The sequence below is a fragment of the Bacillus sp. FSL K6-1218 genome (assembly GCF_038006445.1).
Lineage (GTDB): Bacteria > Bacillota > Bacilli > Bacillales > Bacillaceae_G > Bacillus_A > Bacillus_A thuringiensis_S.
In genome coordinates this window covers 2,733,420-2,754,256 of record NZ_JBBOVE010000001.1, presented here as the reverse complement: position 1 = coordinate 2,754,256, position 20,837 = coordinate 2,733,420, and the positions used below count along the sequence as shown (strand labels likewise).

The window sequence follows — 20,837 nt, the reverse complement described above, 5'->3', positions numbered from 1 at the left end:
ACAAAACATAACCAAGAAATCATTTCCGTAATTAAGGAGGGAAAATTATGCGCCAAAAAGCTATTTTTAAAATAGCAGTTTTACTTGCGTTCATAGGACTGTCTTTAATGGTCAGTAGTATACAACTAAAGAATGTAGAAGCTTTTTCTAATCAAGTCATTCAAAGAGGAGCATCTGGCGAAGATGTCATTGAACTGCAATCTCGTTTGAAATATAACGGATTTTATACGGGAAAAGTGGATGGTGTTTTCGGATGGGGTACATATTGGGCACTTCGGAATTTTCAAGAGAAATTCGGATTACCCGTTGATGGTTTAGCTGGAGCTAAAACGAAGCAAATGCTCGTGAAGGCAACGAAGTATGACAAGTCCACTGCCAATAAAGGAAATAGTGGTAGTACTGCACAAAAAAATAAACCATCTCAAAATAAAGGGACAAATGTTCCGAATGGTTATTCGCAAAATGACATTCAACTCATGGCAAACGCAGTATACGGGGAATCACGTGGTGAACCGTATTTAGGACAAGTTGCAGTAGCTGCTGTTATTTTAAATCGTGTTACAAGTGCATCATTTCCAAATACCGTTTCAGGTGTAATCTTTGAGCCTAGAGCATTTACAGCGGTAGCCGATGGACAAATATATTTAACGCCAAATGAAACAGCAAAAAAAGCAGTTTTAGATGCGATTAACGGATGGGATCCAACAGGAAATGCTTTATATTATTTCAATCCAGATACTGCGACTAGTAAATGGATATGGACTCGTCCACAAATTAAAAAAATCGGTAAACATATTTTCTGTAAATAGAGCGGAGGTGGGACAATGTTACGAGGTATTATCATTGTATTATTAACAGTTGGCGTAGTAGGAACAGGATACTGGGGCTATAAAGAGCACCAAGAGAAAAATGCGGTTTTAATTCGAGCGGAAAATAGCTATCAACGTGCATTCCATGATTTAGCATACGAAGTCGATTTATTACACGATAAAATTGGCACAACACTTGCGATGAATTCACGATCATCTTTATCACCTGCATTAGCGGATGTATGGCGTTTAACATCTGAAGCTCGCTCAGATGTAGGGCAACTTCCTTTAACATTAATGCCATTTAATAAAACGGAAGAATTTTTAGCGAATATCGGTGATTTTAGTTACCGTGCAGCCATTCGTGATTTAGAAAAAGAGCCGTTAAATGAGCAAGAATATAAAACGTTGCAAACTTTATATTCAAATGCAGGAAATATACAAGATGAACTAAGAAAAGTACAACATCTTGTTTTGAAAAATAATTTACGCTGGATGGATGTAGAAATGGCACTTGCATCAAATCGCGATCCAGCAGATAACACAATTATTGATGGATTGAAAACTGTAGAGAAAAACGTAACATCATATTCTTCTACAAACTTCGGACCGACCTTTACAAGTGCGCAAAAAAATAAAAAAGGTGGATTTGAAGCGAAAGGAAAGGCAATTTCTAAAGATGAAGCGGCGAAAATTGCAAAATCGTTTTTGAATTTAAAAGGAAATGAAAAAGTAGATGTTGAGAAAAGCGGAAAAGGTGCGAAAGAATCCTTCTATAGTGTGAAAATTAAAGATGAAGCAACGAACAATGAGTTCTATATGGATATTACCGGAAAAGGCGGATATCCGATTTGGGTTATGAATAACCGCGAAATTAAAGAACAGAAAGTTAGTTTAAACGATGCAGGTAGTAAAGGTTTGAAATTTTTAAAGGACCATAAGTTTAATAATATGGAGCTTTATGATAGTTCTCAATATGATAATGTTGGTGTATTTACGTATGTAGTAAATGAAAATGGAGTACGAATTTATCCAGAAGCAATTCAAATGAAAATTGCTTTAGATGATGGTTCTATCGTTGGGTTCTCCGCAAAAGAATATTTAGCGTCACATCAAAAGCGAACAGTTCCATCGGCAAAGCTAACTGCAGCAGAAGCAAGAAAGAAAATCAATCCGGATGTAAAAGTCATGGAAGAACGTAAAGCTGTAGTAGTCAATGATTTGCATAATGAAGTACTTTGCTATGAATTTGTAGGCACTTTAGGAAAAGATACGTACCAAATATTCATTAATGCTAATAGCGGGGCCGAGGAAAAGGTAAAGAAAATGCAAGCTGTTGAAAAAATTTATGATTAAACCTTAATAGTGAAGTGGTGAAAATGATGAAAACTCTAATATATATATTGATGCTTTGCTTCGTTATAACTGGATGCAGTATTGGAAAAAAAGACAATCCAAACGAAAAGCCGGAACAAAAAAATGTTTCAATGAAAAATGTTAATTATACGAATAAATCAAATAAGCCAAATGAAAAAGCAGCAGATCATTTAGCATCTTTAGCTGCAAGTGTGCCAGGTGTGAATGATGCGACAGCCGTAGTAGTCGGCAAATATGCAATTGTAGGTATAGACGTAAAAGCAAAACTTGATCGAACTCGAGTTGAATCAATTAAATACTCTGTTGCAGAAAGTTTAAAAAATGATCCTGACGGTGCTAATGCAGTCGTTGTAGCAGATGTTGATACGTATGAACGCCTCAAACAAATTGGAAAGCAAATTAAAAAAGGAAAAACAGGTGAAGGTATACTAGATGAATTAGCGGCTATTGTGGGCCGAGTAATGCCACAAGTTCCAAATGATATGATTGAAAATAGAGAAACGAATCCAATTAAAGATAATGATAAACAATTACCAAAAGATGAAGAACAAAAGCTAAGAAAAGAACAGGATGATCAATCAAATAATCATTTGAATAAATGAAATTAGCCTCGTACTTAATTGTACGAGGTTTTTGAATATAATATTAAATATTCAGTTTATTTTCAAGGGAATATATGGTTTAATTATGATGGGAGGGACAACTGTTATGATGAAAAAAAGCGCATGTATATTGTTTAGTTTTTGCTTAGGTTTCAGTATGACAGCGTGTGAACAAAGAAAAGAAGTGAAAAATCAAACAGCAACTTCTTCTACTGTGATGGAAAAGCAACAGAAAGCGTCTATCAATATAAATCATTTCTCGAACATAAATGAAGGAATGACTTATACAGAAGTAAAAGATTTAATTGGTTTTGAAGGGGATTTACTTATAGAAGAAGGGGTAGAGCATTCTACACAAATTAAACAAATTTTTGCTTGGAAAGGAAACGCTCCAAATTCATTTGTTGAAATTACCTTTTTAGATGGAAGAGTGCATTCAAAAGCACAGCAAGGTATAAGTTAATAAGTAAAAAAATGGGAGAGTTTAGCATGAACATACACACAGGGGAAATTCAATTAGTTCCGTATAAGGAGAAATATAAAGAAGTTATACAAACATTTACTTTACCAAGTGAACAAGTTCAGTTTACATCAGATCCAAGCGCATTACTGGAGAAAGCAAAAAGTGATCGTACAAAAAATGTGATTGTTATTTTAGATTACAATGGGGTACCGGTGGGTCTTTTCGCATTGCAAACGGGAGATAGAGTAAAGGAGTTCACGGATAATGAGAATGCTTTACTTTTAACATCATTTTCTATTAATCACAATAGACAAAAAAGGGGATACGCTAAAAAGTCATTGTTATTATTAGAAGAGTTTGTAAAATGTTATTTTCCAATAAAAAATGAAGTTGTACTTGCTGTGAATGAAAGAAATATTCCTGCACAAAATTTGTATGCAAAAGTCAGCTTCCAAGATAAAGGTTTTAGAAGAATGGGACCAATGGGCCAACAAATAATAATGCATTTACCTATAATGAAATAATGAGATAGAAAACTTACTCTTGAATATTCATGTAGTAGGTTTTTTTATTTTAACAATATATAATATATGTATATAAAATGAAACAGAAATGAAGGATATAAAAAATGAATCAAGATAGACAATGGAATATTGTTGGGGGAAGAGTGATTAAAACTGGGATTGCAGTTTTTCTTACAGTGTTAGTTTGTGAATTTTTTAACATCCCAACTATTTTTGCTGTAATAACAGCAATTGTTACAATTGAACCAACTGCAACAGACTCAATAAAAAAAGGGCTTATTCGCTTTCCGGCCTCAACAATTGGATCGGCATATGCCATGACTTTCACATTTTTCCTAGGCCATCAAGCAATTTCTTATGCATTAGCTGCGATGTTTACGATTGTTACATGTCAAAAACTAAGGTTACATGCGGGAACATTAGTAGCAACTTTAACTGCTGTAGCTATGATTCCAATTACGGCAGATCATTATTTTACTGCATTTTTAATTCGTTTAGCTACTACATCTACTGGTATTATAGTATCTACTTTAGTGAATTTTTTCATTTTCCCACCACACTACACTAAAACGATTTTTGGATGTACAGAGGATCTATTTGCTAAAACAGCAAATATTATGGAAGAATGGATTACTGCATTACTTACAGGAAAAGGTATGAAAAAGGAGACAGCTCAGGATCTATCTAAATTGACTTTATTATTGCATAAGGCAATACAATTTGTTCAATATGAGCAGAAAGATTGGAAATATCATCAACATACAAAAAAGGAAATGAGAAGCTTTTTAACGATGCAGAAGCGACTTCATATATTACAGCAAATCATTTACCATATAGATAATTTAGCTCGAGTGTCAATTGAGACTTGTGACTGGTCACAAAGTGAAAGAGAAATATTACAACGGACAATTCATTCTATAATTGCTATATTAAGAAACTGTTGTAATGAAATTGATGAGGAACATTTTAAACTTATTGCTGAATTAGACAAGCAATTTTGGAGTTATAAAAATGATTTGAAAGATTATAAACCAAATCATTATCATCATCATTTTTCAAGTGAATCTATTATTTTATTTGAGGTATTATCTATTCATGATATGTTAGAAGAATTAAAACAAATATCCGAGAAATATGAGTGGGAAAATCGATTCAATTGATAAGTTCATTTTACTGTGGGGGGAATAATATGACACTTTATATTGCATTACTAAGAGGAATCAATGTCGGTGGCCATAAAGTAATCAAAATGGCTGATTTAAAACGAGTGTTTGAATCAATAGGCTTAAAACAAGTGAAAACATATATACAAAGTGGTAATATTGTGTTCGAATCTGAGGAAGGTATAAACTTTCTAAAGGACCGAATACAATCTGAAATAAAAAAAGAATTTGATTTCGATGTTCCAGTCATGCTAAGAACACATGATGAATTTATAAATATTATTAAACAATGTCCGTATGAAGTTCATTCATTGTTAGAAGGAGAAAGTGTTCATGTTGCTTTTTTAGCTAATGTACTTTCTGAAGAAGAGAGTAGTCAATTGCTTACATTTAAAAGTGAACTTGAAGATTGCTATATAGATGAGAAGGTTGTTTATTTGTTTTTCAAAAATAGCATTCGAAATTCTAAATTAATGAACCAGTTTCAGAAGTTACATACACCAGCTACAGTTAGGAATTGGCGGACTGTGAATAAATTAAAAGCAATTGTAGAGAGTATGTAAATATAAAAAGATGAGGTTTTCTACATATAGAAAACCTCATCTTTTTATTTATATTGTTTTGCAACTACGAGTTCGACAATAGGATAAATAAAGAATGAAGAGCAAATTGCGATGAACAGAGGGAGGTTTTTTACTCCATCTAAATTAGCCCCCATAGAAAATCCTTCAGAGAAGATTAATATAAGGAACATTACAACTACAAGCACAAAATATGCAATTTTAAAGCTTTTATATGTAATTTGTTGTCCCATTTCATCTTGACTTTCTTCTGATACACCGTGGGGATCTCCCCAAGTAATGTAATTAATTAAATTACTAAGTATTAACGAAATAGCAAAAATCGTACCACCCAAAATAGAACCTTCAGTTATGTATTTATATGTGCCATGTACTAGTATTGCAATTAATGCTAAAACAATGATTATAAAAATAGTTTTTTTAGTATTCAATAAATAATTGCCCCCTCGATTGTAAAAAACTCTTTACAAATATAAGTATAAAATTGGAAAAGTATCATGTCAAATACTTTTTACACGAAATATATAAGTATGCAATATTTTGGTTTTATGATAAATAAAAAATTACAATACATTTGAATGTAAAAGAATGGGCTCGCATATATTTGGAAGGGATGTCAGATTAATTTAGGGGGTAGTTATGTCTATACTTTTAAAAGCTGGTGCAGATGCAGGAAACAACGGTTTGAAGTTAATGGTGAAAGGGCAAGACCCTATTTTTATTCCGAGTATTTATTCTTTATATATAGGTGAGCCTACAGGACTCTTAGATGAGGTAGATGTTTCATTATCTGAATTAGAAAACCACATTGATGTGACTATAAGTTCGCCATCGTTAATGCTAAATAATGTACGATACATCGTTGGAGAAAAAGTCATTCAAGATCAATTAAAAGGTACTGAGGTAGAGAAGAAATCAAATAAGTCAACGGATGAGTTAATGGTTATTACAATACTATCAGGTTTGGCGGTAAGCGCTATGCGTCAAAGTCCAACTTCTAGCCATATTAATATTCGTTATGATTTATCTGTCGCTCTTCCTATGCAGCTTATTACACAAGAAATAGCTGCTGAAAATGCAAAACGTTATATGGGAAATCATAAGGTTATTTTCCATTATCCGAACGGACGCGATGTGACAATTAATGTTTCAATTGAGTATTGTAAATGCCTGCCTGAGGGTGCTTCTGGGACGTGGGGCATTGTATACGATGAAGAAGGAAATGTTGTGAAACATAAAATAGAATGTGAGCAAAATCAAGTTTCTGAAATTGATTTTGTAGATAAAACTCTACTCTCTTTTGATATTGGCGCAGGGACGACAGAAGAAGTTGTTTCATTAGGGGTGAATTTCCGTCCGCAACTAAGTAAAGGTTTATCTTATGGTGTAAAAGAGACGTTACTACAAATCATTACGAGATGGAACCGGAAGTATCCAACTAAGACGATTGATAGTATTACAGAATTCAATCAAATTTATTTAAATGATAAGCATCCGAGAAATACCTTATTAGTTGAGGAATCACAGCCAGCGCTATTAGGTTTAGCGGCCCGTGTTGCAACAGATATTATAAATAAAATTGATGATATGAAAGATGATCCATACGTGTTTATTTATGGCGGGGGTGCAGTAATTATTAAAAACAGTTTAAAAATGATTTTAAAGCAAAAAGGACGACTCAAAAATGTAATCTTTGTAGATAATCCGTTATTTACAAATGCACGAGGATTATTAGTTTATACTTGTTCGCCAAAATATAGAGAGCATAAGCAAAAAGAGTTAGGATTTACAAACTTAACGATAAGTTAGTTGGTGGAAGTATGCGATCTAGGCGATATAAACGTGGTGATCGAGTAAAAATCAATATTCATAAATCGGTATCACCTGAAATGCTTGCATGGCTGAATAAACAATCCAATCCAACTAATTTCTTCTTCTTTGCTGCGCAGCAACTATTTAAACAAGTAGGAGATATTGACGTTTCAAAAGCTTTACCAAGCAGCCATGTTTTCTCGTTATATGTGGAGCCTTCATCCTTATTAAAAGTCGAAGTAAACCCTTTTAAAAACATGCCACTAGAAACAAATACACCCACCGAAAATGCAAAAAAAAAATTATGGGAATCTGTTGATCAATTAGATTGTCCATTTTTTTAAACATAGAAAAATATAAGAAGTCCCATCACTATACATACGAATACAGTGATGGGGTTTTGTTTGTAAATGGAAGGGGCACAATACAATTTGTGCCCCTTCCATTAGTTATTTATCCCGCTATTTGCCGGGCAGTAAGACCTCCACCTCAAAATTCAGCGAAAGTAAAGAAGTTAGGTGGGGGATCAATTGCCCGTAAAGGCCCGATTGGTGAGGGCTAATTAAAGTTTCACTTTATCTAAATTTTAGATGTATGTTTAGAAACAGCATTAATTATGCTTTCCCAGTCATCTGGATGGTTTTCATGGCCTGCCCCTTTAAGAGTTACTAGTACTGAGTTTGGAATTTCATCAATTAGTGCGAGGCCATGTTCGAATGGGAGTGCTGTATCATCTGTTCCGTGAATAACCAATGTAGGTGCTTGTATGGAGTGAAGTAAACCTTCATATGCATCATCACCTTGAAGTAAAGCATGATTAAACATACTTAATAAATTGTTTGCGCGTTCTATTTCTTGTTTTACTTGTTTATAAACTCTATTTTCATCAAATTTTCGTTCTGATCCACATAATAGACGAGATCCTGAAACTAAATACTCTGCCACATCATTTTTATTTGTCCAATCTATACTTGTGCCATTTACATGATGTGTTAAAATCCTTTCATCCATTGGAGGTAAATTGCGAGTATTGTCATCAGATCCTATTACACTAGTCGCTAGTAAAGTTAGCGTCAAAATTCTTTCAGGATGTTTTACAGCGGCAATTTGAGCAATCATACCACCTAATGACATACCAAATAGGTGAGCTTTATCAATATGATAAGCATCTAGTACTCCAATTGCATCTTCAGCCATATCTGTTACTGTATAATTGGAAGTTCTAGGTTCATAGGCAACAGAGCGTCCAACATCACGGTTATCAAAGCGAATAACAAATTTCCCCGTACTAGCCAACAGTTCACAAAACTCTTCGTCCCAATAAACCATGGAACATGTAGCGCCCATAATTAATAAAACAGCTGGGTTCTTAGGGTTCCCAAAGCTTTCTGTACATATATCAATTCCGTTTATTTTAAATATCTTTTCACTCATATAGTTAGCCTCATTTCTTTTGAATTTAATTAATAATACAGTTTTGAATGATTCTAAGATGTGTGTAAGATTCGTTTTGGAATTCATCCCGCATTCACGGGCAGTAGGAGTCCCATCTCAAAATTCAGGGAAAGCAAAGAAGTTGGGAGGGGGATCAACTGCCCGAAAAATCACGATTGGTGAGGGCTGATTAAAGTTTCACTTTATAATGCTTCTTGCATAATTACCCCCAAAAATAATTATATGGTAATTCAAGACAAAAAATTTTGAGAAATAATTGTATGTTATTAAAATAAATAGCAAGGAGGAGAGGAAATGAAAGCAATTGTTATTGATCAATATGGTATTGTTGAAGAATTAAAAGAAAGACAAGTTTTAAAACCGGTTGTTCAGAATAACGAGGTATTAATACGCATTCACGCAACATCTGTTAATCCAGTTGATTGGAAAATAAGAAAAGGTGACTTACAAGAACAGTTACGCTTTTCATTTCCAATCACTTTAGGATTAGATGTAGCTGGAGTTATTGAAGAAGTTGGAAAAGATGTAGAGTGTTTCAATATAGGAGATAAAGTGTTTACAAAACCTGAAAATATAGGAAAGGGCTCTTATGCTGAATTCATTGCAGTACAATCAGATTTAGTATCACATATGCCTAATAATATTAGTTACGAAGAAGCGGCTTCTATTCCTCTTGCAGGACTTACAGCGTGGCAAAGTCTTATAGATTACGCAAAAATAAAAGAAAATGACCGTGTATTCATTCATGCTGGAGCTGGTGGAGTTGGAAGTTTGGCAATCCAAATCGCAAAATCATTTGGAGCTTTTGTTGCAACGACTGCTAGTAGTAAAAATAAAGAATTTTTACAGTCTTTAGGAGCCGATCTCGTTATTGATTATAAAAAAGATAAATTTGAAGAACTAGTATCAGATTTTGATATTGTGTTAGATACAATAGGTGGCGAAGTGCAAGAAAAAAGTTTTCGAATTATTAAACCTGGTGGTGTTCTAGTTTCCATTGTTCATGAACCACTACAAAAAGTAGAAGGAATAAAATCAGGATTTTTATGGCTAAAACCAAACGGAAAACAATTAGAAGAATTATCAGCTTTAATTGTACACGGAAAAATCAAACCAATCATAAGTAAAGTGGTGCCATTTAATGAAGCAGGAGTTCGAGAAGCTCATATTTTGAGTGAAGGACAACATGTTAGAGGAAAGATTGTAATTAAAGTGGAATGATAATGAAGATTACAGCTTATAGAGTAACTAGATTTGAATAACGAAAAAGCTCAACAATAAATAATATCCCATACTACACTTTGTCATTTTCGGGCATTATTTATTGTTGGCTATTGTGTTATTACTTCTAGCAAATATTGTTTCGTATTGTATCATGTAATTTCTCTAATCCAATTGCCATATCTTTTTCGTTTAACATTGAATAGCTAATTCTTAATTGGTTATCATTTGTTTCGTAGTTTAATAGACAAGCTGTTCCTGGTAAAAAAGAGACATCTACTTCATTTGCTTTTTGTAATAAGGTAAAGGGATCTATCGAATCAGGCAGTGTCACCCATAAATTAAAACCGCCATTTGGTATCTCAAAGTTTAGTCCTTTTAATGGCGATAATATATCAATTGTTAAATCACGTCTCATTTGTAAAGCTGTACGTAATTTTTCTAAATGATTTTTCATACGTTCCGCACGTAAGAAAGGTAGAAGTGCCTTCTGTGTTAATAAAGGACTACCGATATCCATGGAACCTTTCACTGCATATAGCCATTCAAAAATAGGACCATCGGCAATAAGTGCTGCGATACGCAGTCCTGGTGCTAACGTTTTACTAAATCCTTTTATATATATCACGTGGCCATCCTTATCAAAACTTTTGATTGGTGGTGGGACTATAGCACCTTCAAAATATATTTCTCCGAAAGAATCATCTTCAATGATAAAAAATTGATATAGCTCCGCTAGTTCTATAAGTTCCATTCTTCGTTCTTTACTCATTACTGTACCAGTCGGGTTCTGGAAGGTGGGATTTGTATACAATAAAACGGGATTTTTACTTTGACAAATATCATCAATTAAGTCGGAACGAACTCCATGATTATCAAGAGAAATAGGAATGATTTGAACACCTTTATTGATGAAAACGTCAAGCGCAGCACTGTAACATGGACTTTCTACTAATACGATATCTCCAGGTTTTAATAATGTTTGAGCAATTAAATCAATTCCTTGTTGTGCTCCGCTTGTAATTAATAATTGAGATGGGTCCGTCACTAATTTCTGGTGTTCATTTAAGTAATTTGCTATTTCAACTCGCAGTTCATAATCGCCTTGAACTGGCCCATAAGTTGCTAACAACATCGGATTTTTATCCAGCAATTTATGCATTTCGTCTGCCAAAAATGGATTTGGTAACAGACGAGGATACAGAATTGCTTGTGAAAAATCATAATATTTACGATGTTTATTCATTGCATATTGAGAACGCATAACATTAATAGATCTTGATTGTTGCCATTTATACGGTATAGGTTTAAAATCTTTCTTTACACGTTTATATATGTAAGCACCTTTTCCTTGTTCGATGCGTATATACCCTTTCGTTTCTAACTGTTTATAAGCTTTACGAACAGTTAATACATTGATTTGTAAATCTGTGGCCATACAACGTAAAGAAGGAAGGGATTCACCATGTGAAAGCATACCACTTTGTACTCTTTCAACAATTTGCATATATATTTGCTTGTAATACGGTATGTTTGATTCTTTACGCAATACAATCTTCATAGTTTCACCTATTTTTCTTTTTAATTTAATTAAAGCGAAAAATATATAGGGAATCAACTACAACTTGAAGTAACTGTTATATGTACCGATACACTGTTATACACCATACCCTCTATACTCATTTTAAGAGTAAAAAGGAGGAAGAAAAATGGTCATTTTTAATTACATTTTAGTATGTATTATTTTCGGGACAACATTTTTAACGATAAAAATGGGAATTGAAGCAGGGGCGCCACCGTTGTTTTCAGCAGGAATTCGCTTCTTTTTAGCGGGCATAATCCTTATGATTATTTTTAAATTAAAGCGAAAAGAAATTATGCCACATATATTTTCAAAACGCATTATGTATGCTGGATTTTGTTTAACATTTATGACATTCGCAAGTTTATATTGGTCAGAACAATATATTTCTTCAGGATTAGCTGCTGTTCTTTCTGCTACGGGACCAATGATGATTTTATTAATACAAGCAAAGAGGAATAGGGAGAAACTACAAAAGGAACAACTCGTTGCTTTAGTTATTGCACTAATAGGTGTTATATTTGTTTCTTTACCAGGAATGCATCAACAAGTAAGTTTCATATGGAGTATTGCTTGTATTGTTTTAGTTATAGGAGAGTTGTTTTACGGAATAGGCTCTATTCGCTCAAAAGAAATACTTTCAGATTTATCAAATGTATCACCATTTCTTATTAACGGTATTCAAATGTTTTATGGAGGGATTTTACTACTAATCGCATCTATTATTGTAGAACAACCAAATGTAACTGTATTAACTTCATGGAGTGTACAATGGCCTATTTTATATCTCATATTTATCGGATCGATTGGTGGACACGGATTATATTACTGGCTCTTATCAAAAACAAATCCAGTATTTCCATCGACGTGGTTATATGTATCACCATTAATTGCAATAATTGTGGGATATATCATTTTAGGAGAACCTTTAAATCCTACAATGGGAATGGGGGCTTGTCTTATATTGATTGGTGTATTTTTGGCCAATCGTTCAACACTACGGACTTATTTCAAAAAAGGGCGGTTATTAGAGAAGGAGATGTAGTTTAATAAAGCAACAGCCCTGTATATTACAGGACTGATAAAATAAAAAACACAGTTGGAAAAATAACCAACTGTGTTTTTTATAATTAATTCACTTTTTTAATAAAGCCTTTATAATGACGTTTTACAAGCTGGCTTTCTAACGTCTTCATAGTTTCTAGTGCTACACCAACAATGATAAGTAAGCTTGTACCACCAATTTGAGCAGAAGGTGGTAACGTAGCAATTTTCGTGAATACGAGCGGTAATATAGAAATAGCACCTAAAAAAATTGCACCGATAAATGTTAAACGGTATAGAATTTTAGTTACATATTGTTCAGTTGCTTTACCAGGACGAATACCAGGAACATATCCATTTTGCTTTTTCAAATTCTCAGCCATTTGTTCAGGATTTACTTGAATAAATGCGTAGAAGTATGTGAAAGCAACGATAAGACCGACATAAAGTGTCATTCCAACTGGATGTGCGAAATCAAGATTTGCAACTACCCATTTTGATACGCTTGAATCAGGGAAGAGCTGCGCAATTGTACGCGGCGTCATTAAAAATGCAGAAGCAAAGATAACTGGTATAACACCAGCACTATTTACTTTAAGCGGTAAATGAGTGTTTTTTGCTCCTTGATATTGATTGTTTCCTGAAACAGCTTTTGCATATTGGATCGGTATTTTACGTACAGCTTGTTGAATGTAAATAACACCAACAACTATCGCTAAAATTACGAGTCCAATTAAAACAATTTTTATTATGTGCATGAATAGCTGATCGCCTGCATTTTGGAATTGTTGTAAATAAATTTGATTTGCAACATTTGGAATCGCAGCAACGAGACCTGCGAAGATAATCATCGAAATACCATTACCAACTCCGTTAGCGGTAATTTGTTCGCCTAACCAGAGTAAAAATGCAGTACCTGCAGTTAAAACTGTCGCAATAAATAAGTATGTAGTCCAGCTTTGATCTGTTATTAATTGTCCACCTGCTATATTATTAAAGCCATAAGACATTCCGATGGCCTGTATGAATGCGAGAATGATTGTAAAGTATCGAGTGAATTGAGCTGATTTCTTACGGCCCATTTCTCCTTGCTTTGCCCATTCCGAAAACTTAGGTATAACATCCATTTGTAGTAATTGTACTATGATGGAAGCTGTAATATATGGTGTAATACCTACAGCAAAGATTGAGAAGTGTTGCAGTGCTCCTCCACCAAATACGTTTAACATACCTAGAACGTTAGCTTGATCTTGTACTTTTAATACCTCTGCGTTAGTATGAGGAACTGGAATAAACGTGCCAATTCGAAAAACGATTAACATCGCTAGTGTAAAAAGGATTTTCCTTCTTATCTCAGCTACTCTCATGAAATTTGAAATCGTACGAAACATTATGTCGCCTCCTATATTTTTATCAGTAAAAAACTGATTATTATACCCTATGAAGTAACCACAAACCTCCTTCCGCACTAAATTCATTTGACAAATGGATTTTCATACACTTTGTAGTTTTCACGGATATAAAAATATAAGGTGTTATATAAGCGACCTATACACTTTACGTAATCATTCAATACCCATAATATATCGAATAAATTAACAAATGTACATACATACGCATTAAAAATGAATAAATAGGGTCATTTTTTACATTTATTTAATGATAAATTGATAGGACATTATTATTCAAGATTGTTATACATGTTATAAAAATAAAGGCGAGCCATTATGATTTATAACTAATATTCATTCAAATGTTTCAGCTAATAGTGTCTCCCAATTTTTAAAGGATAAGTTATCAGTTATATGTTTTAGTGCGTTAGGTACAACAATATGACAAATAAGTTCTAAGCTATTACCATCTGGATCAATAAAATAAACAGATGCATTACCTTGATGTGGACGGACAAAGGGTTCAATAGATTCATTACTCCCAAACGGAACAGCTTTAATTTGAAGTGAGTGTAACCAATGTAATGATTCTTTTAAATCCTCATATGAAACTCTAAATGCAATATGACGTAAAGAAGGATGATATTTTGTTTCGTATTCAGAGCCCGCCCATAATCCTAGCCAACTTTTCCCTTCCTCAATCCAAAAGAATGCTGTTGATTCATCGCTCCAGGCTAACTTCAATCCTAGTTTTTCATAAAATTCGATAGATTGTTGTAAATTACTCACTGGTAAATGCGCTTCGTATATTCCTTTAATCAATTAAAATCCTCCACCTTTTTATTTTCTTACAATTAATATATCGATTTAAAAAGAATTTAAAATCAAATAAAAGTATGAAAGTACATACTACTTTAGTAGTAGTAATCCATTATATTACAATTAAAATTCATCCCCCGCTGATTAAAGGTTCACTTTATGTGATTAGAAAATTATTTTTATTTAAGAAGGAATAAATATTAAAGAAAGCTAAATAAACAGTGTACGTATTTATAGGGGAGAAGATGTAAATGAAAGTTGTTATAAAAAAATTACCACCATTAGAAGTAGCGTATATAAGACGAACTGGTAGCTACTTTGAACCGCAAAATCACTGGGGAAAGTTACTGAACTGGTCAATTGAAAATAACCTTTATCCACCAGAGCAATCATTTATCGGAATATCATTAGATAATCCTGAACTTGTTGCAAGCCATAAGTGCCGGCATGATGCATGTGTTACGATTCCTGAAAACTTCGATAAAGAAAAGTATCATGATGTGCAATTTAAAAGATTAGATGGAGGTAACTATGGTCTATACCAGTTTTATGATAAACCTCACAAGTTAAGTGAAGCGTATCAATACATGTATGCAGAGTGGCTACCAAATAGTGAGTATGATGCAGATTATGATAGAGATAATTTAGAGTTTTGCTTAAATAATGTTGCTGAAGATCTAGAAGGAAAGTTAAAGGTTGATTTATTTGTGTCAATTAAAAATATACAAAAAAACAAATAACTTCATTTGTCGCTTTAAATGAAATTGGAATAGTAGTGAAAGAAAAATTTTTCGAAGATAATATTTCTAGCGTAGGAATTTAAGTATGTAGGTTGCAATGAAAGGAGAATCCGCATGGATAAATTTGTGAATGGTAAGTTTTATGAAACGAGAAATCAATTAGTTGAGGAAATTACTTTGTTGAGTGATGCTCAATTTAATAGGAAACCAGATAAGGATAAATGGAGTATTGCACAAGTTTGTCATCATATAGTTTTATTAGATGAGAGAGTTATAACAGTTATTTCCTCAGGATTAAAAAAGTTAGATAGTACCCAAAATGAGCGTAAAGAAATTCACACTATTTTATTAGATAGAACGAAAAAGTTTATAGCTCCAGAAATGATTGAACCAAGTATAGAACCATTTGAAGTGCAGCAAATGCTCAATATGCTAAGCAAATCAAGAAAAGAATTGATGCGTTTCCTGAGTACAATAGAAGATGAGTCTATATTAGCGAAAAAATCAGTGATGCATCCAGCGCTTGGAGATTTACCGCTTGACCAGTGGATAGAACTGATCTATTTGCATGAACAGCGTCATATGTTACAAATCAAAGAGATAAAATTGCTTTGTGAAATTGAAAAGTAAAAATCATTCCCTATTTATTGATACGTATTATAAACAGGGAAAACGGTTGATTCATATTGATTCAGAAGAAAACAAAAATAGAATGAAATTAGTTGAAAGTAACCAATAAGCTTAAGAAAATATGAAACTATCCGATTTTCTGTATAAGTGTAACCCCGTCTTCAATGAAGAGCGGGGTTATTTTTTTGAAAGTGTTTTTATTTAGAAGGAAATAAATCAGCAACGAAATTCAAAAAAATTAGCATCATAACATATTGTATATGCCCGTTTTAATAAATTGAACTGATGATTTTTATGATGATAAATGATATGTCCTTATTTTGAAAGTATACTTCACACCCATAAGGAAGGGGTATTCTGTCAGGAAATGATAAAATACAATTCTGTTAGGGGATGTATGCAATTTATTCTCTTTATTTTTGCAACAGAACCACCTTCAAAATTATCTTTTGTAGTTGAAGTTTCCTGAATAATAAGTTACATTTTTAAAGTTCAAACAACTTTATGAAAGTACAAAAAGGGGAGAAATATTATTATTATGCAAAAAATGAAATGGAAGAACTATGTATGTTACTTTGTAATTCTATTACTGCTTGCAACAGCAGTAATAGTCAAACCACCTATCTCTAAGGCTGAGGAATCTGAAGTAAATATTACATTGTTAGGTACTGCAGATATTCATGGTAGATTTATGCCTTGGGATTATGCACTTGATGGAGCAAATATGAGTGGAAGTTTGACGCAGCTTTATACGGTTATTAAGAAGGTCCGTCAAGAAAATCCAAATACTATATTAGTAGATGCCGGGGATACAATTCAAGGAAACTCAGTAGAATTATTCAACGATAAGCCACAATCGCCAATGATGGTAGCGATGAATACAATGGGATATGACGCCTGGGCATTTGGAAATCATGAATTCAACTTTGGATTAGATACATTGAAAAAAGTTAGTGAGCAATATAAGGGAAAAACGTTAGCAGGTAATATTTATAAGGAAAATGGAGAACGCTTTCTTCCTGCATATACAATTGTTGAAAAAGGTGGAATTAAAGTCGGGATTATTGGTATGAATACCCCAATGATTAGTGACTTTGAAAAAGGAACTGATCATTTAGATGGTTTAGTGGTGAAAAATCCGGTAGAAGAGACAAAAAAGGCAATTAAAGAATTAGAAGGTAAAGTAGATGTAATGGTAGGAGTTATGCATATGGGATTAGAAAATGAGAATGGTATCCCTGGTACTGGTGTTCAAGATATTGCAAATGCTTGTCCGGAACTAAGTGCTATTTTTGCGGCTCACATGCATAAACTTGTAAAAAAAGAAGTTGTAAATGGTGTAATTATTACAGAACCAGATAAATATGGAACACATATTTCACGTATTGACCTTACTTTTACAAAGCAAGATGGGAAGTTGGTTTTAAAAGATAAAACTGCTACCGCTATACCTGTAAAAAATGCTGATGGAACAACGATATTATCTGATCCTACACTTGAAGAAACATTAACACCTTTTCACGAATATGCGAGAGGAGATGCAAATGTTGTAGTTGCTCAATTAAAGGGTAGAAATCTTGTTCCTGAAAATGAAATAAAGGGTATTCCAAGTGTTCAGATTCAAGAAACACCTTTATCAGATTTCTTTCATGAAGTCATGCTCTACTACAGTAAAGCAGATGTAGTAGCCCATCAAATTGATAATGATTATGCCCGTTTAGATACAGGTCCTATTAAGAAAAAAGATATTGCGTACAATTACCAATATGCCTTGGGAGAAATTACAGTATATAAGATTTCTGGAAAAGATTTAAAAGACTATATGGAATGGGCAGCAGGATATTTTAACTCATCTCGTGCCGGAGATGTAACCGTTAGCTTTGATAAAACCCGCCGTGCATCTAAATACAGTACGAACGATTTCTTTGGAGGCGTAAAATACGAAATTGACTTAACAAAACCATATGGAAGCAGAATTACAAATTTACGCTCTATTCGTACAAGCAAACCAATCAAAATGAGCGATGTTATGACGTTGGGAATGAATGCATATAGAATGGAGGCTCTTCAGGCAAAAGGGGGAGCTTTAGAGGGGCGTAAGTTTGAACAAATTTGGTCATCTAAACAAGAGAATGCATTTGGAGAAACAGGCGGAACCATTCGTAACCTTGCTATTACATATTTAAAAGAGGTAAAGAATGGTGTATACACTCCAAAAGTTATGCGTAATTGGAAAATTACTGGTGTAGATTTACATTCTTCAGAGCATAAGGCTGTAGTTGATCTCGTGAATAAAGGGATTTTAGAAATTCCAAAAACAGAAGACGGAAAATACACAAATATAGCATCTATAAATACGAAAGACTCAATTTCAAAAGAAGAAATTGTAGCACTCTCACAAAAAGCAAATATTAATCCAAATGAGTTTAATCATGCAAAGACAAAAGGTGAATTTTATAAAAAACTTAATAGGATTACTAAAAAAATATAAATTATAAGGTTTCTTATAGTAATTGTTATTTTAATAGCATTAAACCCACTCTTAAAATAGTTAAGAGTGGGTTTTTATGTTGTTATTTAGATGTAAGTATACTTTTATTAGAATGAATATAGATAATTAATAACTAACCAATTGGATGAGCGCCTATAAGGAATCTCTTTTATTCAAATTAATGTACATATGTGTTCCGTTCATTATTTATAATATTGACCACAATTTATGTAATTTTGCATAATGTTACATAAATTGTGTATTTTCTCTTTTTTCCGACAGAAATAGACAGTATACTTTGTACAAGCTTTCTATTTCAAAAATTATACGAGGTGAAATAATGAAAAACAAAAAGACATTAACTAAGGTAGCATTAACAACAGGATTAGCTTTAACAGCTGTGGCACCATATGGGGTAGGTCATGCAGAGGAAACAGATCAACTACAAGTTCAAATTCAGGAGGAATCGTTCCGTTCGGGTGAACTTACACAGCCGTCACAAAAGGCACCAGAAAATGTAGTAAAGGATGCACTTAAGGAGAAAACAGAACAAGCTCTGTCCCAAAAACAAGTCAATGGAGAATCTGGAGTAGATTATAAAGTCCTTCAAAAACGTGGTTCGTATGATGGAACTACACTTGTGCGTATGCAGCAAACATACGAAGGAAAAGAAGTATATGGCCATCAATTAACTGCACACGTAGATAATAAGGGTGTTATTAAAAGTGTTTCAGGTGATAGCGCGCAAAATCTAAAACAAGAAGAATTGAAAAAACCTATTAATCTGTCAAAAGATGAAGCAAAACAATTTATTTATACGAAGTACGGGAACGATATCAAGTTTATTACTGAGCCAGAAGTTAAAGAGGTTATTTTTGTTGATGAAAATAATGGACAAGCTAAAAATGCATACCAAGTTACCTTTGAAGCTGCAACACCAAACTATGTTTCTGGTACTTATTTAGTAAATGCACAAAATGGTGATATGTTAAAAAATATGGTACAAGAATCTAACTTAAAGGCTAGTGACAAACTAGTTGGCGCTTTAAAGAAAAGTAAACAAAGCAGTCTTACATCATTAACTGGAACAGGAAAAGATGATTTAGGTATTTCTCGTTCATTTGGTATCTCTAAACAAAGTAATGGCAAATATGCTCTGGCTGATTATACAAGAGGGCAAGGAATTGAAACATATGATGTGAATTACAGAGATATTACTAAAGAAGAAAGCTATTATCCTGGTACATTAGCGACTAGTACTTCGGCAACATTTAACGATCCAAAAGCGGTAAGTGCTCATTACTTAGCAACAAAAGTATTTGATTTTTATAAAGATAAATACAAGCGTAATAGCTTTGATAATAAGGGACAAAAGGTAGTTTCAGTTGTACACGCTTGGGATTCTGAAGAGACGAATGATCCAAAAAATTGGCAGAATGCATTAAGTGCTAATAATGGAAGTATGCTTGTATATGGGGATCCTATTGTTAAAGCATATGACGTAGCTGGACATGAATTTACACATGCTGTTACTTCTAGCGAATCTAACCTTGAATATTTCGGGGAATCTGGTGCGATTAATGAGGCGCTATCTGATATTATGGGAACATCTATTGAGAAATACGTAAATAATGGAAACTTTAACTGGACAATGGGAGAACAAACGGGATCTGTTTTCCGTGATATGGAAAACCCAGCTTCTGTTCCATCTTCACTAGGAGTACCTTATCCAGATGATTACAGTGAATTTAACGATTTTAATGGATGGGATCAAGGCGGTGTTCATTTTAATTCAAGTATTATTAATAAAGTTGCGTATCTCATTGCAAAAGGCGGAACTCATAACGGAGTAACTGTTAAAGGAATTGGTGAAGATAAAATGTTTGATATTTTCTATTATGCAAATACAGATGAGTTAAACATGACTTCTAATTTCAAAGAATTGAGATCAGCATGTATTCGAGTGGCAACTAATAAATATGGTGCGAATACAGCTGAAGTTCAAGCAGTTCAAAAAGCATTTGATGCAGCAAAAATTAAGTAATTTAGAAATATAGTTCTCATTCATATATTAATACATTATGAAAAAAGCTAATATCATTTTAAGGATATTAGCTTTTTTACGTAGCAATG

General features: G+C 33.3%; 21 protein-coding genes. 16 read left to right on the top strand and 5 right to left on the bottom strand.

The genetic code is table 11. The features are described from left to right. Positions 1-47 precede the first annotated feature (47 nt). The 7 genes from sleB (at position 48) to MHI26_RS13875 (ending at position 5,501) form a co-directional block, all read left to right on the top strand. Entirely contained in the window at positions 48-809 is a 762-nt protein-coding gene (gene sleB, locus MHI26_RS13905; RefSeq protein ID WP_001249046.1) for a spore cortex-lytic enzyme, read from the top strand. Between the two features lie 15 nt (positions 810-824). Beyond that, positions 825-2,165: a germination protein YpeB gene (gene ypeB / locus MHI26_RS13900; protein ID WP_000943735.1), complete on the top strand. Its 1,341-nt coding sequence runs from the start codon at positions 825-827 to the stop codon at positions 2,163-2,165. A 26-nt stretch (positions 2,166-2,191) separates the two neighbouring features. Next, on the top strand, positions 2,192-2,788 hold the full coding sequence (locus MHI26_RS13895; RefSeq protein ID WP_000854055.1) for a YhcN/YlaJ family sporulation lipoprotein: 597 nt from the start codon (positions 2,192-2,194) through the stop codon (positions 2,786-2,788). A 106-nt stretch (positions 2,789-2,894) separates the two neighbouring features. Next, positions 2,895-3,251, top strand: coding sequence for a hypothetical protein (locus MHI26_RS13890; RefSeq protein WP_061666104.1), 357 nt, complete (start codon positions 2,895-2,897; stop codon positions 3,249-3,251). Positions 3,252-3,262: 11 nt separating this feature from the next. Then, entirely contained in the window at positions 3,263-3,775 is a 513-nt protein-coding gene (locus MHI26_RS13885; protein WP_141526893.1) for a GNAT family N-acetyltransferase, read from the top strand. A gap of 104 nt (positions 3,776-3,879) precedes the next feature. Continuing rightward, the gene (locus MHI26_RS13880) at positions 3,880-4,935 is read left to right on the top strand and encodes an aromatic acid exporter family protein (RefSeq protein ID WP_061666106.1); all 1,056 of its coding nucleotides are present in this window, start codon (positions 3,880-3,882) and stop codon (positions 4,933-4,935) included. 29 nt (positions 4,936-4,964) lie between these two features. Continuing rightward, positions 4,965-5,501: a DUF1697 domain-containing protein gene (locus MHI26_RS13875; RefSeq protein ID WP_061666107.1), complete on the top strand. Its 537-nt coding sequence runs from the start codon at positions 4,965-4,967 to the stop codon at positions 5,499-5,501. 44 nt (positions 5,502-5,545) lie between these two features. Here MHI26_RS13875 and MHI26_RS13870 read toward each other — a convergent pair whose 3' ends face one another. Then, positions 5,546-5,950, bottom strand: a complete 405-nt coding sequence (locus MHI26_RS13870; RefSeq protein WP_001093144.1) for a hypothetical protein — start codon at positions 5,948-5,950, stop codon at positions 5,546-5,548. Between the two features lie 208 nt (positions 5,951-6,158). On the opposite strand from MHI26_RS13870, the gene MHI26_RS13865 reads away from it, so the two are divergent. The 3 genes from MHI26_RS13865 to MHI26_RS13855 all read left to right on the top strand — a co-directional run bounded on the left by MHI26_RS13865 (position 6,159) and on the right by MHI26_RS13855 (position 7,893). Continuing rightward, on the top strand, positions 6,159-7,328 hold the full coding sequence (locus MHI26_RS13865; protein WP_000025622.1) for a ParM/StbA family protein: 1,170 nt from the start codon (positions 6,159-6,161) through the stop codon (positions 7,326-7,328). An 11-nt stretch (positions 7,329-7,339) separates the two neighbouring features. Continuing rightward, the gene (locus MHI26_RS13860) at positions 7,340-7,675 is read left to right on the top strand and encodes a hypothetical protein (protein WP_061666108.1); all 336 of its coding nucleotides are present in this window, start codon (positions 7,340-7,342) and stop codon (positions 7,673-7,675) included. Between the two features lie 89 nt (positions 7,676-7,764). After that, positions 7,765-7,893, top strand: a complete 129-nt coding sequence (locus MHI26_RS13855; protein ID WP_254905279.1) for a hypothetical protein — start codon at positions 7,765-7,767, stop codon at positions 7,891-7,893. Between the two features lie 17 nt (positions 7,894-7,910). On the opposite strand, the gene MHI26_RS13850 is transcribed toward MHI26_RS13855, so the two are convergent. Further along, complete coding sequence (locus MHI26_RS13850; RefSeq protein WP_061666109.1) at positions 7,911-8,765, bottom strand: alpha/beta fold hydrolase; 855 nt, start codon at positions 8,763-8,765, stop codon at positions 7,911-7,913. A 315-nt stretch (positions 8,766-9,080) separates the two neighbouring features. Here MHI26_RS13850 and MHI26_RS13845 point away from each other — a divergent pair, with 315 nt between their 5' ends. Next, the gene (locus MHI26_RS13845) at positions 9,081-10,007 is read left to right on the top strand and encodes an NADP-dependent oxidoreductase (protein WP_061666110.1); all 927 of its coding nucleotides are present in this window, start codon (positions 9,081-9,083) and stop codon (positions 10,005-10,007) included. A gap of 127 nt (positions 10,008-10,134) precedes the next feature. On the opposite strand, the gene pdxR is transcribed toward MHI26_RS13845, so the two are convergent. Next, on the bottom strand, positions 10,135-11,568 hold the full coding sequence (gene pdxR, locus MHI26_RS13840; protein WP_000706775.1) for a MocR-like pyridoxine biosynthesis transcription factor PdxR: 1,434 nt from the start codon (positions 11,566-11,568) through the stop codon (positions 10,135-10,137). A gap of 148 nt (positions 11,569-11,716) precedes the next feature. On the opposite strand from pdxR, the gene MHI26_RS13835 reads away from it, so the two are divergent. Continuing rightward, positions 11,717-12,634, top strand: a complete 918-nt coding sequence (locus tag MHI26_RS13835; protein ID WP_000234369.1) for a DMT family transporter — start codon at positions 11,717-11,719, stop codon at positions 12,632-12,634. A gap of 85 nt (positions 12,635-12,719) precedes the next feature. Here the strand turns inward: MHI26_RS13835 and secY are convergent, their stop codons facing one another. Together secY and MHI26_RS13825 are read right to left on the bottom strand one after the other, a co-directional pair. Next, entirely contained in the window at positions 12,720-14,024 is a 1,305-nt protein-coding gene (gene secY, locus MHI26_RS13830) for a preprotein translocase subunit SecY (RefSeq protein ID WP_000490137.1), read from the bottom strand. Between the two features lie 354 nt (positions 14,025-14,378). Next, the gene (locus MHI26_RS13825) at positions 14,379-14,846 is read right to left on the bottom strand and encodes a VOC family protein (protein WP_000589641.1); all 468 of its coding nucleotides are present in this window, start codon (positions 14,844-14,846) and stop codon (positions 14,379-14,381) included. Positions 14,847-15,094: 248 nt separating this feature from the next. Here MHI26_RS13825 and MHI26_RS13820 point away from each other — a divergent pair, with 248 nt between their 5' ends. The 4 genes from MHI26_RS13820 (at position 15,095) to MHI26_RS13805 (ending at position 20,748) form a co-directional block, all read left to right on the top strand. Then, on the top strand, positions 15,095-15,583 hold the full coding sequence (locus MHI26_RS13820) for an AraC family transcriptional regulator (RefSeq protein ID WP_061666111.1): 489 nt from the start codon (positions 15,095-15,097) through the stop codon (positions 15,581-15,583). Between the two features lie 114 nt (positions 15,584-15,697). Further along, a complete protein-coding gene (locus MHI26_RS13815) occupies positions 15,698-16,213 on the top strand; it encodes a DinB family protein (protein ID WP_000357358.1) in 516 nt (171 codons plus the stop codon). A 538-nt stretch (positions 16,214-16,751) separates the two neighbouring features. Further along, on the top strand, positions 16,752-18,704 hold the full coding sequence (locus tag MHI26_RS13810; RefSeq protein ID WP_061666112.1) for a bifunctional metallophosphatase/5'-nucleotidase: 1,953 nt from the start codon (positions 16,752-16,754) through the stop codon (positions 18,702-18,704). A gap of 340 nt (positions 18,705-19,044) precedes the next feature. Then, a complete protein-coding gene (locus MHI26_RS13805; RefSeq protein WP_000791455.1) occupies positions 19,045-20,748 on the top strand; it encodes a M4 family metallopeptidase in 1,704 nt (567 codons plus the stop codon). Positions 20,749-20,837 lie beyond the last annotated feature (89 nt).

Bases quoted from the DNA above. Each gene is read 5' to 3' on its own strand.
- MHI26_RS13860 (WP_061666108.1), top strand. From the start codon at position 7,340: ATGCGATCTAGGCGATATAAACGTGGTGATCGAGTAAAAATCAATATT.
- MHI26_RS13895 (WP_000854055.1), top strand. From the start codon at position 2,192: ATGAAAACTCTAATATATATATTGATGCTTTGCTTCGTTATAACTGGA.
- MHI26_RS13820 (WP_061666111.1), top strand. From the start codon at position 15,095: ATGAAAGTTGTTATAAAAAAATTACCACCATTAGAAGTAGCGTATATA.
- MHI26_RS13815 (WP_000357358.1), top strand. From the start codon at position 15,698: ATGGATAAATTTGTGAATGGTAAGTTTTATGAAACGAGAAATCAATTA.
- MHI26_RS13890 (WP_061666104.1), top strand. From the start codon at position 2,895: ATGATGAAAAAAAGCGCATGTATATTGTTTAGTTTTTGCTTAGGTTTC.
- MHI26_RS13835 (WP_000234369.1), top strand. From the start codon at position 11,717: ATGGTCATTTTTAATTACATTTTAGTATGTATTATTTTCGGGACAACA.
- MHI26_RS13875 (WP_061666107.1), top strand. From the start codon at position 4,965: ATGACACTTTATATTGCATTACTAAGAGGAATCAATGTCGGTGGCCAT.
- MHI26_RS13850 (WP_061666109.1), bottom strand. From the start codon at position 8,765: ATGAGTGAAAAGATATTTAAAATAAACGGAATTGATATATGTACAGAA.
- MHI26_RS13865 (WP_000025622.1), top strand. From the start codon at position 6,159: ATGTCTATACTTTTAAAAGCTGGTGCAGATGCAGGAAACAACGGTTTG.
- MHI26_RS13880 (WP_061666106.1), top strand. From the start codon at position 3,880: ATGAATCAAGATAGACAATGGAATATTGTTGGGGGAAGAGTGATTAAA.
- ypeB (WP_000943735.1), top strand. From the start codon at position 825: ATGTTACGAGGTATTATCATTGTATTATTAACAGTTGGCGTAGTAGGA.
- pdxR (WP_000706775.1), bottom strand. From the start codon at position 11,568: ATGAAGATTGTATTGCGTAAAGAATCAAACATACCGTATTACAAGCAA.
- MHI26_RS13810 (WP_061666112.1), top strand. From the start codon at position 16,752: ATGCAAAAAATGAAATGGAAGAACTATGTATGTTACTTTGTAATTCTA.
- MHI26_RS13885 (WP_141526893.1), top strand. From the start codon at position 3,263: ATGGGAGAGTTTAGCATGAACATACACACAGGGGAAATTCAATTAGTT.
- MHI26_RS13845 (WP_061666110.1), top strand. From the start codon at position 9,081: ATGAAAGCAATTGTTATTGATCAATATGGTATTGTTGAAGAATTAAAA.
- MHI26_RS13805 (WP_000791455.1), top strand. From the start codon at position 19,045: ATGAAAAACAAAAAGACATTAACTAAGGTAGCATTAACAACAGGATTA.
- secY (WP_000490137.1), bottom strand. From the start codon at position 14,024: ATGTTTCGTACGATTTCAAATTTCATGAGAGTAGCTGAGATAAGAAGG.
- sleB (WP_001249046.1), top strand. From the start codon at position 48: ATGCGCCAAAAAGCTATTTTTAAAATAGCAGTTTTACTTGCGTTCATA.